We start from the raw sequence: 13,196 nt of genomic DNA, 5'->3' as shown, positions 1-13,196 counted from the left end.
CCTCTAAGAACATCTAAGTCGCTGCGGCCTATGTCGGTCGCGGATATCGCCTGCGACACCGTGCGCGGTCAGTACGCGGCGGGCGCGGTTCATCGCCGCCATGCGGGCCATGCGCATTCTGCGGGCAGAGCGGTTAGCGAGAACGCCGTGTTGCGATGCGTTGACCAACGGCTCAACGCCTAAGTGCAAGCGTCTCTCGGCAACCGGCCGCAGTCCATCTCGTAAACCCGCTTGCATCGTAATTTTGATCGGCCTATATTGCCATTCACCATCAACTATTGCGATACGATAATTATGAGTGAAGACGTCCTGTTTTCCAGTCATGGCCGCGTGGCGGTCATTACGCTGAATCGTCCCGAGCGCCTCAACGCGTGGACCACGCCGATGCGCAACAAGATCATCGACGCGCTCGATCGCTACAACGACGACGATCAGGTCGCCGCGATCATCATGACCGGCGCCGGCAACCGCGCATTTTCGGCGGGGCAGGATCTGTCGGAAGCGCACGACTTCGACGGCGAGCGCGCCGTGGAATGGGTCAAGGAATGGCAGCGCTACTACGCCGCGCTGCGCGGCCTTCAGAAGCCGCTCGTCATGGCGCTCAACGGCACGGCCGCCGGCTCGGCATTTCAGGTCGCGCTGCTCGGCGACATTCGCGTCGGTCATCCGGGCGTGCGCATGGGTCAGCCGGAAATCAACGCGGGTATCGCCAGCACCACAGGTCCGTGGATCATGAACTCGATGCTCGGCATGTCGCGAACCATCGAACTCACGCTCACCGGTCGCCTGATGGACGCGGAAGAGTGTCACCGCATCGGTCTCATGCATCACCTCGTGCCGGAAGAAAAGGTGTTCGAGAAGGCGCTCGAAATCGCCACCGAACTCGCGGACAAGCCACCGGTTGCCATGCGTCTGGACAAGCAGCGTTTTCGCGAGATGACGGAGCCGGGTTTCGTCGATTGCATCGAAGCGGGCATGCGCATTCAGCGCGAAGCGTACGACTCCGGGGAGCCGGCTCGCATGATGGAAGCGTTCTTCAAAAAGCGCGCCAAATAAATCGGGCTGAAGCCGAGCCGTTCCTTTTCAATCCCTGCGCGGGAGACCTGAAACATGACGCAAGACTTCAACCCGACGCGACGCCGCGCCCTGCAAGGCGCGCTTGCGCTAGCCGTAACTGGCGCAATGCCGCTTGCAGCACGCGCGCAGAGTAAGCAGATCGTGGTGTCGGACCCGGGCGGCCCGTACACGACGGCGTATCGCGAGGCCTTCTACGATCCGTTCGAGAAAGCCACCGGCATCAAGGTGGTGAGCGTCGCGCGCGAATCGCAACCGGTGGCGCAGTTCGCCGCGATGGTGCAGACCAAGAACTACGTGTGGGACGTAACCACGCTCACGTTGTCCGCCGACATTCCGTATCTCGAGTCGAAAGGGCTGCTCGAACCGATCGGGCTGAAGGCGAGCGACTTCCCGGACATCATGCCCGAGGCGATCACGCCGAACTGGCTTGGTGTGGACGTGTATTCGACGGTGCTTGCCTATCGCGCCGACAAGTTCAAGGACAACGGCCCGAAGTCGTGGGCGGATTTCTGGGACGTGAAGAAATTTCCTGGCCGCCGCTGCCTGCGGCGCAGTCCGCTCGACACGCTGGAGCAGGCGCTGCTGGCCGACGGCGTGCCGCTCGACAAGCTCTATCCGCTTGACGTTGATCGCGCCTTCAAGAGTCTCGACAAGATCAAGCCGCATATCGCCATCTGGTGGACCTCGGGCGCGCAGGCCATGCAGGCGATCCAGAGCGGCGACGTCGACATGATCTCGACCTGGAATGGCCGCGCGCAAGCCGCGAAGGATTCGGGCGCACCGGTCAACATCGTGTGGAATCAGGGCCTGTATTCCATCGAGGGCTGGGGTATTCCGAAGGGCACGCCGCGCGCCGATGCAGCCAGGCAGTTCGTGCGCTTTTGCGCCGATGCGAAGCGCCAGGCCGCGCTCACCCGCACGCTGGCTTACGGACCGACCAACAAGAAGTCGTTCGAGACCATCGACAAGGAGCGTGCCGCGCTGTTGCCGACGGCGCCGGAGAACATCAAGGACATGAAGCTGCCTAGTCCGCAATGGTGGGAAGAGAATCGCCAGAAAGTCACCGAGCGGTTCAATTCGTGGATCATTTCGTAAGGAGCGGAAGATGAGCTCGAAACTCGAGGCAATCGGCATCGCGAAGCGTTATGGCGACGCCATCGCGCTGGAAGCGACGGACCTCGCCGTGCAGGCGGGCGAGTTCCTGACGCTGCTCGGTCCCTCGGGTTCGGGCAAGACCACGTTGTTGCAGATGATCTCCGGGCTCGTTGCGCCGAGCGCGGGGCGTATCGAGATAGATGGCCGCGACGTGACGCATGTCGAGCCGGGCAAGCGCGGCATCGGCATGGTGTTTCAGAGCTATGCGCTCTTTCCGCACATGAGCGTGTGGGACAACGTCGCATACGGTCTGCGCATGCGGCGCAAGTCGCGCGAGGACGTGCGCGCCGCCGTGGACGACGCGCTCGCCATGGTGCGCATGACCGAATACGCCAAGCGCTTTCCGAAGGAGCTGTCGGGCGGTCAGCAGCAGCGTATCGCGCTGGCGCGATGCTTTGCGTATCGTCCGTCGGTGATCTTGCTGGACGAGCCGCTCGGCGCGCTGGACAAGAAGCTGCGCGAGCATATGCAGTCGGAAATCCGCCGTCTGCACAAAGAGCTTGGCGCGACCTTCGTCTACGTCACCCACGATCAGGACGAAGCGCTCACGCTTTCGGACCGCATCTGCCTCATGAATCAGGCGCGCATCGAACAGGTAGGCACGCCCGCCGATCTCTACGACCGCCCGGCGACGCGATTCGCGGCGGGCTTCATCGGTCACTCGAATCTGCTGGAAGGCGCGCTCGACGACATGCGCGGCAAGGGCGGCGAGCCCATTCTGCTTGCCGCCGGCGGACGCATTCCCTTGCCGATGAACGCGCAAGTCGCACCGTCGACACGCCACACGCTGTTGCTGCGTCCCGAGGCGCCGCGCCTCGTGGAACCGAAGAGCGGCTTCATCGACGGCACCATCGCCGATGTCGTTTTCTTCGGCAGCGATACGCGCGTGCAACTCGCCATGAACGACGGCAGCGAGATCACGGTGCGCTGCGAGCGCAGCCTGTCGCCACGCATCGGTGAAAGGGTGGGCCTCGTGTGGGACCCGTATCGCACCACGTTGCTGCACGCCTGAGGACGCGCATATGACCATCGCACTTCACGCGCAACGCGAGAACGAAGGCTCGCGGCGCGGCCGGTCCGTGTGGACCGCGCGCACGTTGCGCATCTTGCCTATCGTGCCGACCTTGTTGTTCCTGCTGGTGTTCTTCATCGTGCCGGTCGGCGAGATTCTGCAAGGCGGACTCGTCGGCGCGGACGGGCAATACGGTTTCTCGCAGTTCGAACGCATCGCGCGCACGCCGGTTTATGCCAAGGTTTTGTGGATTACGTTCGGCATCTCGTTCATGACGGCGGCGTTGTCCATTCTGCTCGGCTATCCGGTTGCGTACATGTTGAGCCGTCTGTCGGAGCGCGTGCGCGAACGCTGGCTGTTGTGGATCATGCTGCCGTTCTGGACCAGCTACCTTGTCAAAACCTATGCGGGGATGCTGCTGCTCTCCAAGACCGGCGTGCTGTCGACCATCGCGCTGTCGCTCGGTCTCGTGCGGGAAACGAGCGGTACGATTCCATCGCTGACCGGCGTCCTGATCGGCATGGTGCATTCCATGATGCCGCTCGCCGTGATGACCATGCTGCCTGTGATGCGCGGTATCGACGACCGTCTGACACAAGCCGCCGAAACGCTCGGCGCGCAACGCAGCATGAGCTTTTTCACGGTGTTTCTGCCCTTGTCGTCGCCGGGTGTCGCGGCGGCGGGACTGCTCGTGTTCATCTCGAGTCTCGGCTTCTTCATCGTGCCGGCGCTGCTTGGCTCGCCGAAGGAAACGATGATCGCGCAACTCGTGATCTCGTCCGTGCTCGAACTCTTCGACATGCGGTTCGCCGGCGCGCTCTCGACCGTGCTGCTCGTCTGCTCGATCGTGATCTTCTTCGTCTATGACCGCATGGTCGGCCTGACTTCGCTCACGGGCGAAGTCACCGAGCGTTCGCGCGGCTCGCGGGCGCAAGGCATCAAGCTCGCCGTTCTGATGCTGGCCGGCCGCCTCTTCGCGCCGTTTCTCGTGCGCCGCAATCCGCATGCGGATACCGCCGCGCGCGCAGCCAGTCCGCTCGGCGTCTACACCTGCGCGATCATGGTGGTGCTGGTCGCGCCGGTGCTGTCGGTGATTCCGTACGCGTTCACGAAGAGCGACTACATCGCGTTCCCGCCGAAGCTTTTCAGCGGCAAGTGGTTCGGCACCTTCATGGATTCGCCCGTGTGGCACAGCGCGATCTTCCGATCGTTCGAAGTGGGATTCGGCACCGCGGTGCTGTCGCTGCTGCTCGGCTTCGGCGCGACGCTCGCGATGACGCGCATGCCGCGCCGCGCCAGCAAACCGGTGTTCGCGCTGCTGGTCGCGCCGTTGATCGTGCCGCGTATCGTGGTGGCGGTCGGGCTCCTGTATCTGTTCGGACGCTTCGGGCTGACGGGCACCAACCTCGGGCTCGTGATCGGGCATACGGTGCTCGCTATTCCCTACGTAGTGGTGACGCTTGCAGCCGGCTTCCAGCGCTTCGACTGGCGTCTGGACGATGCCGCGCGGGTCATGGGCGCATCGCCGCTGCGGCGTATCACGTCGATCGTGCTGCCGCTTCTGATGGCGAGCGTGACGGCGGCGTTCCTGTTCGCATTTCTGGTTTCCTTCGACGATCTCACCATTGCGATCTTCGTGAGCGGCGGCATCAACTCGACGCTACCCAAACAGATGTGGGACGACATCCAATTGGCCGTGACGCCCACGCTCGCGGCGGTATCGACCACGCTGATCGTGCTGATCGCGCTGGTGGTGGCGGTGTCGTCGTGGATCAAGCGCCGCGCGCGCTGATTTCGACACCATTCAGCGACACCCAGCCATAAAAGCAGTCCATAACCCGATTCGAACATGCATCGTTATTCAGAATACTTTGGCCACCGGCACGCGAACGACGAACTCGATTGCGCGCCGCTCCTCGCGGCCGGATTGCGCGCCACGCCCGCGCGCACCGTCGTGCATTTCGACGATCATGCAATCTCGTGCGCGGACGCCTCGCGTCATATCGTGCAATTGCAACGCTGGTTCGCGGGTCAGGGGCTCGTGCCGGGCGATCGCGTCGCGGTGATGCTCGGCAACAGCCCCGAACACATCCATCTGATTTACGCACTCGTGTTGAGCGGCCTCGTCTGGGTGCCGGTGAACATCAAGTTGCGCGCGTCGGGCCTCGAATATCTGCTGCAACATGCGGAACCGAAACTCTTCGTCATCGACGGCGAGTTCGACGCGATCACGGCATCGATCGACTGCGGCATGTCCAAACGCACGCGCCTGCCCGCATTCGATGCGGCGGATACGAACGCCGCGTTCGCCACGGCGGCGATCCCCGTCGACGCGCCGTTGTGCATCATCTATACATCCGGCACGACGGGCGCGCCGAAGGGCGTCGTGTTTACGCATCGCATGATGCGCATTGCGAGTGAAGCGGCGTTGCGTGTCGCCGACGTGCGCGAGGGAGACCGCCTGTTCCTGTGGGAGCCGCTGTGCCACATCGGCGGCGCGCAGATGCTGTTGCTGCCGTTCCTCGAACCGGTGACACTGCATGCGGTGCCGCGCTTCTCGGCTTCGCAGTTTTGGCCGCAAGTGGAGCGCGCGGGCGCGACGCAACTGCATTACCTTGGCGGCGTGCTCGATATCCTGATGCAGTTGCCCGAAGCCGCGCAGCCTTCAGCGCATTCGTTGCGCGTGGCGTGGGGCGCGGGTGTGAGCGCGTCTGCGTGGGAGCCGATACAAACGCGCCTCAAGGTGCGTCTGCGCGAGTGCTACGGCATGACGGAGTGTTCTAGCTTCGCTACCGCGAACGTTACCGGCAAGCCGGGGTCCATCGGCCGCGCGCTGCCGTGGCTCGATATCGAATTGCTCGATGAACACGGCCAGCCGGTGCCGCCAGGCGAGGCGGGTGAGATCGTGTTGTCGAGCAAAGTGGAAGGGACCTTTTTGCCAGCGTATCTGAAGAATCCCGAGGCGACGAAATCTGCGCTTCGCAACGGCAAATTGCACACGGGCGATCGCGCGCGCCGCGACGCCGATGGCGATCTGTATTTCGTCGGCCGGCAGACGGACAGCATGCGTGTGCGCGGCGAGAACGTGTCGGCATGGGAGATCGAACGCGTTTTCGCGACGCATCCGGCGGTGCGGTTGAGCGCTGCGATGGGCGTGGCGTCGGCGGTCGGCGAGCAGGACATTCTGCTCAACGTGCAGTTCAAGGACGAGCCGGTGGACTGGGAAACGCTGCACATATGGGCGCGAGAGCGCCTCGCGAGTTTTCAGTTGCCGCGTTATTACCGCGCGGCGCCGGGCTTCGAACTGACGGCGAGCGAACGCATCAAGAAGCATCTGCTGTCGCGCAGCGTGGAAGACGCGTGGGATCGGCTGGCCAGCGTGAAAGCCTAAGGAGTTATCGCATTCAGATAGGGTAATAGGGCTATGCGATAATTTTGCCATCGACGACAAAAGCATACGAGAGATGAGCGACGAGTCCAAAGCCCCGCGAAAACGCAAGAACGCCGCCGCGAAAGGGGCGGGCGAGGCGGTGGACGCAACTGCGTCGTCGCTGTACGTGCAGTCCGTCGAAAAGGCCATGAAGGTGCTCACGGCTTTCGACGGTAGCAAGCGGCAGTTGTCGCTTTCGGAAATCTCGGCCATCACGGGCTTCGACATGAGCGCGACGCAGCGCTTCAGTTTTACGCTGGCGGCGCTCGGCTATCTGTTCAAGGACCCCGACAGCCGCAAGTACGAACTGTCGCCACGGCTGCTGGACTTCACCTATCACTACCTCACGTCGAACGATCTCGTGAGCCGCGCCACGCCGTATCTGCAGCAACTCGGATCCGAGACGGAAGAGGCCACCAATCTCACCGTGCTGGACGACACCGACATCGTTTTCGTGCTGCGCATCGTGAGCCGCAACGTGTTCAACGCGCACGTCATCACCGGCTCGCGCTTGCCGGCTTATTGCACGGCGCCCGGTCTCTCGATCCTCGCCACGCTCGCCGACGGCGAGATCGACGACATTCTCTCGCGTACCAACCTCGTGCCCTATACGGCCTCGACGGTGTATCAGCCGCGCAAGATCAAGGAGCGTGTTGCACAGATTCGCAAGCAGGGCTATGCGCACACGGAGGACGAATATTTCGTCAGCGACATCTCCACCGCGGCCGCCATCACCAATGCGCACGGACGAGGCATCGGCGCGGTGAACATTGCGGTGGCGCGTTCGCGCTGGCAGGCCGATCGCGACGAAAAGCGCTTCGCGGATCTCGTCATTTCCACGGCGTCCGCCATTTCCACGCGCAGGCGCATCGAATAAGCCGCAACGGATACGTTCGACGCCGCTTGGAGCGCGACGATCGGCACGCCCTCGAACGACGGGCACGACAGCGATACTGTGTAGATTCAAGCGCCGGCAAAAAGCCGCGCAAGCGCCGCACGATAGTCGCGATAATGCCGCGCTTCATCGTGATGCCGACGCTCACGGATCACGCACTCGCCGCCAACGAACACATCGCGCACGGGCGATTCGCCGTGTTCGCAGAATACGACGGAAGAGAGCCACGTCGCGCTCGTCTGTTCCGCGAGATTCGGATGATCGGCGTCGAGCACAATCCAGTCCGCGCGCGCCCCCGGCATGAGCGCGCCGACTGCGCGGCCGGTCGCGCATGCGCCGCCTTCGAGGGCGTCGCGAAACAGGCGATCGGCAACCTGCGCCGTTTCGTGCGATGCCAGCACGTTACGCTGCCGCCGCGACAGACGCTGGCCATATTCGAGCAGTCGCAGTTCCGCGCGCCAGTCCACGCCGACATGACTATCCGAGCCGATACCGAAAGCGCCGCCTGCGTCGAGGTATTCGTTCGCGGGGAAAATCCCGTCGCCGAGATTCGCTTCGGTGGTGAGGCACAGGCCCGCAATGGCGCCGCTTTTCGCGAGCGCAGCGGTTTCCCTGGCGTCGATATGCGTCGCATGCACGAGGCACCAGCGCGCGTTCACGTCGAAACGATCCAGCAGCCATTGCACGGGCCGCGCGCCCAGCGCGGCAAGCGAAGCATCCACTTCTGCCGTTTGCTCCGCGATGTGGATATGAACCGGCGCGTCAGGCGAGATGTCGTTCAACGCTTCGATGACGACGCGCAGAGACGCCTCCGACACCGCGCGCAGCGAATGCGGCGCGACGCCGTATCGCAGCGCGCCGTGTTCGGGTCGGGCATGACGCAACGCGGCTAGCAGATCGAGATAGCCTTCGGTGGTATTGACGAAGCGCCGCTGATCGTCGCGAGGCGGCTCTTCGCCGAAGCCGCTGAACTGATAGAGCACCGGCAGCATCGTCATGCCGATGCCGGTTTCGCTCGCCGCATCCACCACGCGTTGCGCAAGCTCGGCGGGGTTTGCATGGCGCGTTCCATCCTCCGCGTGATGCACGTAATGGAACTCGCAGACGGACGTGTAACCAGCCTTGAGCATCTCGACATACAGCCAGCGCGCAATGGCGCCGAGCGTCTCGGGCGTGATGCGCGCGGCGAAGCGATACATCAGTTCCCGCCAGCTCCAGAAACTGTCGGTCGGGTTCGCGCGATACTCGGTGAGTCCGGCCATCGCGCGCTGGAACGCGTGCGAATGAAGATTCGGCATGCCGGGAATGACCGGTCCGGCGGCACGCGCGACGTCGGCGGGCGCATCGCGCTTATCGGGTGTGACCGCCACGAGCGTACCTGTGGCGTCCCATTCGAGCAGCACGTCGGTGCGCCAGCCTTCGGGCAAAAGCGCATGCGCCGCAAAGAGTGATTTCGTGCGTGTATTCATGAGCGGACTACTCGGTATCGGGCATCGGTGAAACATTCACGCACGCGACAAAACCGCTTGCAGGAACGAGCGTGTACGAGGCTGCGTGGGTGTCGAAAAGATTTGCGAGGGCGGGCCCGCCTCGACGATCTCGCCGCCATCCATCACGACGACGACATCCGCCACTTCTCTCGCAAAGCCCATCTCATGCGTGACGACGAGCATGGTCATGCCTTCGGCGGCGAGCAGCTTCATCACCTGAAGCACTTCGCCGACGAGTTCGGGATCGAGCGCGGACGTGGGTTCGTCGAAGAGCATGACGCGCGGTTGCATGGCCAGCGCCCGCGCAATGGCGACGCGCTGCTTCTGGCCGCCCGACAAACTCGCGGGCATGGCATGCGCCTTGTGTTCGAGGCCGACTTTCCTGAGCAGGCCGAGCGCGGCCGTTTCGGCATCTGCCTTCGATGCACCGCGCAACATCCGCGGTCCCACGGTAATGTTGTGCAGCACCGAAAGATGCGGGAACAGGTTGAACGACTGAAACACCATGCCCACTTCCGTGCGCAATGCATTCAGCGCGCGCTCCTTGAGCATGGTTCCCTGATCGACGAGACGATGCCCGCAGATGTCGATGGTTCCGCGCTCGGGTTGCTCCAGACCGTTGCAGCAGCGCAGGAACGTGCTCTTGCCGGAGCCGCTTGGCCCGATCACCACGACAACTTGACTTGGCTCTATATCGAAGTCGATACCGTTCAATACGCGATGCGTCCCGAACGACTTGGTGAGATCGCGAATGCTGAGAATGGGTTGGGCGCTGTTCATTGCACCATGCCTCCTGCGCGCAGCCGTCGCTCCACGCGATGAAGAATGTAGTTCGTCGTCTGCGTCAGGACGAGATAGACGAGCGCGACGACGAGATACACCTCCAGCGACCGGTACGACACGCTGATGATCTTCTGTGCTTCGTGCATGAGATCGTCGATGGTCAGAAGCGACACCAGCGCCGAGTTCTTGATGAGCGCGATGAACTCGTTGCCGAGCGGCGGAATCATGCGCACGACGGCTTGCGGAAGAATGATCGCGCGCATGGCCTGACCCGCCGACATGCCGATGGAGCGCGCAGCTTCCATCTGTCCACGATCCACCGATTGAATCGCGCCACGCACGACCTCCGACACGTAGGCCGCCGAATACAGGCCGAGCCCGAGCATGCCGCACACGAAGGCAGGCAGCAGGATATTGAACTGCGGCAGGCCGAAGAACAGCAGAAACAGTTGCACGAGCAGGGGCGTGCCGCGAAAGAAGATCAGATATCCGGTGCAGAAGCCGTAGACGATGCGCCGCTGCGGCGAGAGCCGGCCGATGCCGATCAGAAGTCCGAGCAGGCACGAGAGCACGAGCGCGGCGGCGGTCACTTCCACCGTGACGAGCGCGCCATGCGCCAGATCGTCCCAACCGGCGAAGGCTGGCGTGAAGTCGAGTTGCATGGCTCAGGTCCGCCGGCTTACTTCGCGCTTGCCGTCGTGCCGGCGCTCGCGCTGAACCACTTCTTCACGATCGCGTCGTAGGTGCCGTCCGCCTTGATCTTGGCGAGCGCGGCGTTCATCTGATCGCGCAATTGCGGCTCGTCCTTGCGCACCGCGATGCCATATGCCTCGGTCGTCAGCTCCTTGTCCAGCACGCGAAAGCCGGGGCGCGTGCGCGCGAACTGGAATGCGGCGGGCTTGCCCGTGACGGCGGCATCCGCGCGGCCGATGCCGACCAGATCGAACATCTCCTGATTCTTTTCCACTTCCACGCGCTGCACTTGCGGATAGTTGTCGCGCAGGAAGTTGACCGATTTCGTGCCGACCTGCACCGTCACTTTCTTGCCGTTGAGATCGGCGAGCGTCTTGATCGGCGAATCCGCCTTGACCAGTGCGGACAGGCCGCCCGCGAAGTACGACTGGGTGAAGTCGATCACCTGGGCGCGTTCCGGCGTGATGTAGATGCCGGAGATGGCTGCATCGAAACGATGGGCGACGAGGCCCGGAACCAGTCCCTTGAAGTCGATATCGGTCCACTGGATCTGCTTGCCCATGCTCTTGGCGAGCGCGTTCATGATGTCGATATCGAAGCCGGTGCGCTGACCCTTGTCGACGAACTCCATCGGCGGGAAGGTAGCGTCCGTGGCGACGTTCAAAACGTTCGAGTCTTGCGCGGCCGCGGCGCCAGGCAGCGCGGCAATCATCATGGCGATACCGAAACTCGCGGCGGAAAGCAGGTTCTTGATTTTCATGGCGTGGCTCCAGGGGTGTGGTCTGTCGTTGATTGGCGGTTCAGGCGGCCTGCAGCCGCGCGGATATGGCATTGGCGGCGCGCACGGTCCAGTCCGCGAGTTGCTGCTCCCGGCCTGCCGCGCGCGAGGAGGGCGCCATCAGCGTGATCGATGCGCTCGCGCCCGCGCTGCGCGACGCGCGCCGGAACACGGGCGCGCTTACGCCCCATACGCCGGGATCGACTTCGCTTTCGCTCACCGCGAAGCCGCGCGAGCGAATGCGCTCCAGTTCGGTTTCGAGGGTGGCGCGGGTGGCATCGTCGTTGGCGAACAGACGCTCCAGCGTCTCGGCGCGCAGTTTGTCGGCCATGAAGGCGAGCAGCGACTTGGCGGATGCGCCCGAGCGCAACGGCACCGAGCGTCCCTTTTCGAAAGAGCAGCGCAACGACTGCGTGCTCTCGATCATTTCGAGGCAGATCACCTGATCGTTCACGGCGACGATCAAGCCGACGCTTTCCTGCGTGGCGTTCGCGAGCTTCAGCATGCCTTCGCGGCTCGCTTCGACCAGCAGCGAATTGACGTCGAAGCCGAGCGCGAGTTGAAGACTGATCGGGCCGGGCGCGTAAAAACCGGCGTCCTCGGCGACGAAGCCCCAGCGTTTGAGCAACGCCACTTGCCGATAAAGCGTGCTCTGCGCGAGACCGGTGGCGGCGAGTATGTCCTTCGCGGACATGGCCTTGCCGTGGCTAGCGAGCGCGGTCAGCACGAGCAGCAAGCGCTCGGCGCCGGTGACGTTAGATTCCCGTTTCACTGTGATGTCCAGCCGGAAAGGCGATGTCGATGAGCGCAGAATGCCACATCGCTCCCGGCGGACAAAAAAGGGATTCCCAGCGATTGGGAATAAAGGTGAGGTTTTTAGCCGAACGTGAGGGAGTCATGCACGCGAGGCGCGGCAAGGTTTGCCCGATACGCCTCCTGGGTCAGCGCATGTCGATCGATTCAGTCAGTTCCGGCACGAGCGAAAACAGGTCGCCGACGACGCCGTAATCCGCGACGCTGAAAATAGGCGCTTCCGGATCTTTGTTGATGGCGACGATGACCTTGCTGTCTTTCATCCCGGCCAGATGCTGAATGGCGCCCGAAATACCAACGGCCACGTACAACTGCGGCGCAACGATCTTGCCCGTCTGACCTACTTGATAGTCGTTCGGCACGTAACCGGCATCCACCGCCGCGCGCGATGCGCCCATTGCCGCGCCAAGCTTGTCGGCCAATGGTTCGAGCACCTTCGTGTAGTTCTCGCCGCTGCCGAGACCACGTCCACCCGAAACGATGATCGAAGCCGAAGTCAGTTCCGGCCGATCCAGCTTCGTGACTTCGCGGCTGACGAATGACGAGATGCCAGCGTCGGCTGCCGCTTCGATCTTCTCGATCGATGCACTGCCGCCTTCCGCAGCCACCGGATCGAAGCCCGTTGCACGGACCGTGATGACCTTGATCGGATCGCTCGATTGCACCGTCGCAATAGCGTTGCCCGCGTAGATCGGACGCTCGAAGGTATCGGCGCTGTCGACGGCGGTGATGTCGCTGATCTGTGCGACGTCCAGATGCGCTGCGATACGCGGCGCGATGTTCTTGCCGTAGGCGGTCGCGGGCGCGAGGATGTGCGAATAGTCCTTCGCGATATTCAGCACCGTGCCCTCGACGTTCTCGGCCAGACCTTCGGCGAGTTGAGGCGCATCCGCAAGCAGCACTTTAGATACGCCTGCGATCTTGGCTGCCGCATCGGCCGCGCCTTGCGCGTTCGCACCCGCGACCAGCACATGAATAGCGCCGCCGATTTTCGCCGCCGCCGCTACCGTGTTCAACGTCGCGGCCTTGATGGACGCGTTGTCGTGTTCCGCAATTACCAGAATCGTCAT

At 63.1% G+C, this 13,196-nt stretch carries 12 protein-coding genes; 6 read left to right on the top strand and 6 right to left on the bottom strand.

The window, feature by feature from the left end; all coding sequences use genetic code 11:
* The first annotated feature begins 294 nt into the window (after positions 1-294).
* The 6 genes from NCT03_RS28460 (at position 295) to NCT03_RS28435 (ending at position 7,551) form a co-directional block, all read left to right on the top strand.
* Entirely contained in the window at positions 295-1,056 is a 762-nt protein-coding gene (locus NCT03_RS28460) for an enoyl-CoA hydratase/isomerase family protein (RefSeq protein ID WP_250469541.1), read from the top strand.
* Positions 1,057-1,110: 54 nt separating this feature from the next.
* Positions 1,111-2,172 (top strand): ABC transporter substrate-binding protein, encoded by a 1,062-nt coding sequence (locus NCT03_RS28455; RefSeq protein ID WP_250469540.1) that lies wholly within the window; start codon positions 1,111-1,113, stop codon positions 2,170-2,172.
* Between the two features lie 10 nt (positions 2,173-2,182).
* Entirely contained in the window at positions 2,183-3,244 is a 1,062-nt protein-coding gene (locus NCT03_RS28450; protein ID WP_250494789.1) for an ABC transporter ATP-binding protein, read from the top strand.
* A gap of 10 nt (positions 3,245-3,254) precedes the next feature.
* On the top strand, positions 3,255-5,036 hold the full coding sequence (locus tag NCT03_RS28445) for an ABC transporter permease subunit (protein ID WP_250494788.1): 1,782 nt from the start codon (positions 3,255-3,257) through the stop codon (positions 5,034-5,036).
* A 57-nt stretch (positions 5,037-5,093) separates the two neighbouring features.
* A complete protein-coding gene (locus NCT03_RS28440) occupies positions 5,094-6,635 on the top strand; it encodes an AMP-binding protein (protein WP_250494787.1) in 1,542 nt (513 codons plus the stop codon).
* 73 nt (positions 6,636-6,708) lie between these two features.
* The gene (locus NCT03_RS28435; protein ID WP_250494786.1) at positions 6,709-7,551 is read left to right on the top strand and encodes an IclR family transcriptional regulator; all 843 of its coding nucleotides are present in this window, start codon (positions 6,709-6,711) and stop codon (positions 7,549-7,551) included.
* A gap of 86 nt (positions 7,552-7,637) precedes the next feature.
* Here the strand turns inward: NCT03_RS28435 and NCT03_RS28430 are convergent, their stop codons facing one another.
* The 6 genes from NCT03_RS28430 to NCT03_RS28405 all read right to left on the bottom strand — a co-directional run bounded on the left by NCT03_RS28430 (position 7,638) and on the right by NCT03_RS28405 (position 13,196).
* Positions 7,638-9,038, bottom strand: coding sequence for a formimidoylglutamate deiminase (locus tag NCT03_RS28430; RefSeq protein ID WP_250494785.1), 1,401 nt, complete (start codon positions 9,036-9,038; stop codon positions 7,638-7,640).
* Between the two features lie 36 nt (positions 9,039-9,074).
* Positions 9,075-9,839 carry an amino acid ABC transporter ATP-binding protein gene (locus NCT03_RS28425; RefSeq protein ID WP_244831437.1) on the bottom strand — a complete coding sequence of 255 codons (765 nt, stop codon included), beginning with the start codon at positions 9,837-9,839 and terminating at the stop codon, positions 9,075-9,077.
* Positions 9,836-10,504, bottom strand: coding sequence for an amino acid ABC transporter permease (locus NCT03_RS28420; RefSeq protein WP_250469534.1), 669 nt, complete (start codon positions 10,502-10,504; stop codon positions 9,836-9,838). The genes NCT03_RS28425 and NCT03_RS28420 overlap by 4 nt, the downstream gene beginning before the upstream one ends.
* A gap of 17 nt (positions 10,505-10,521) precedes the next feature.
* The gene (locus NCT03_RS28415) at positions 10,522-11,295 is read right to left on the bottom strand and encodes a transporter substrate-binding domain-containing protein (protein WP_244831435.1); all 774 of its coding nucleotides are present in this window, start codon (positions 11,293-11,295) and stop codon (positions 10,522-10,524) included.
* A gap of 40 nt (positions 11,296-11,335) precedes the next feature.
* Complete coding sequence (locus NCT03_RS28410; protein WP_250494784.1) at positions 11,336-12,085, bottom strand: IclR family transcriptional regulator; 750 nt, start codon at positions 12,083-12,085, stop codon at positions 11,336-11,338.
* A 169-nt stretch (positions 12,086-12,254) separates the two neighbouring features.
* Complete coding sequence (locus NCT03_RS28405) at positions 12,255-13,196, bottom strand: electron transfer flavoprotein subunit alpha/FixB family protein (protein ID WP_250494783.1); 942 nt, start codon at positions 13,194-13,196, stop codon at positions 12,255-12,257.

The organism is Caballeronia sp. GAWG1-1 (genome assembly GCF_023631465.1).
Lineage (GTDB): Bacteria > Pseudomonadota > Gammaproteobacteria > Burkholderiales > Burkholderiaceae > Caballeronia.
This window is presented reverse-complemented; position numbering and strand designations above follow the sequence as displayed.

Coding starts and splice junctions, on each gene's coding strand:
- NCT03_RS28425 (WP_244831437.1), bottom strand. CDS start 9,839: ATGAACAGCGCCCAACCCATTCTCAGCATTCGCGATCTCACCAAGTCG.
- NCT03_RS28455 (WP_250469540.1), top strand. CDS start 1,111: ATGACGCAAGACTTCAACCCGACGCGACGCCGCGCCCTGCAAGGCGCG.
- NCT03_RS28440 (WP_250494787.1), top strand. CDS start 5,094: ATGCATCGTTATTCAGAATACTTTGGCCACCGGCACGCGAACGACGAA.
- NCT03_RS28450 (WP_250494789.1), top strand. CDS start 2,183: ATGAGCTCGAAACTCGAGGCAATCGGCATCGCGAAGCGTTATGGCGAC.
- NCT03_RS28415 (WP_244831435.1), bottom strand. CDS start 11,295: ATGAAAATCAAGAACCTGCTTTCCGCCGCGAGTTTCGGTATCGCCATG.
- NCT03_RS28460 (WP_250469541.1), top strand. CDS start 295: ATGAGTGAAGACGTCCTGTTTTCCAGTCATGGCCGCGTGGCGGTCATT.
- NCT03_RS28435 (WP_250494786.1), top strand. CDS start 6,709: ATGAGCGACGAGTCCAAAGCCCCGCGAAAACGCAAGAACGCCGCCGCG.
- NCT03_RS28430 (WP_250494785.1), bottom strand. CDS start 9,038: ATGAATACACGCACGAAATCACTCTTTGCGGCGCATGCGCTTTTGCCC.
- NCT03_RS28420 (WP_250469534.1), bottom strand. CDS start 10,504: ATGCAACTCGACTTCACGCCAGCCTTCGCCGGTTGGGACGATCTGGCG.
- NCT03_RS28445 (WP_250494788.1), top strand. CDS start 3,255: ATGACCATCGCACTTCACGCGCAACGCGAGAACGAAGGCTCGCGGCGC.
- NCT03_RS28405 (WP_250494783.1), bottom strand. CDS start 13,196: ATGACGATTCTGGTAATTGCGGAACACGACAACGCGTCCATCAAGGCC.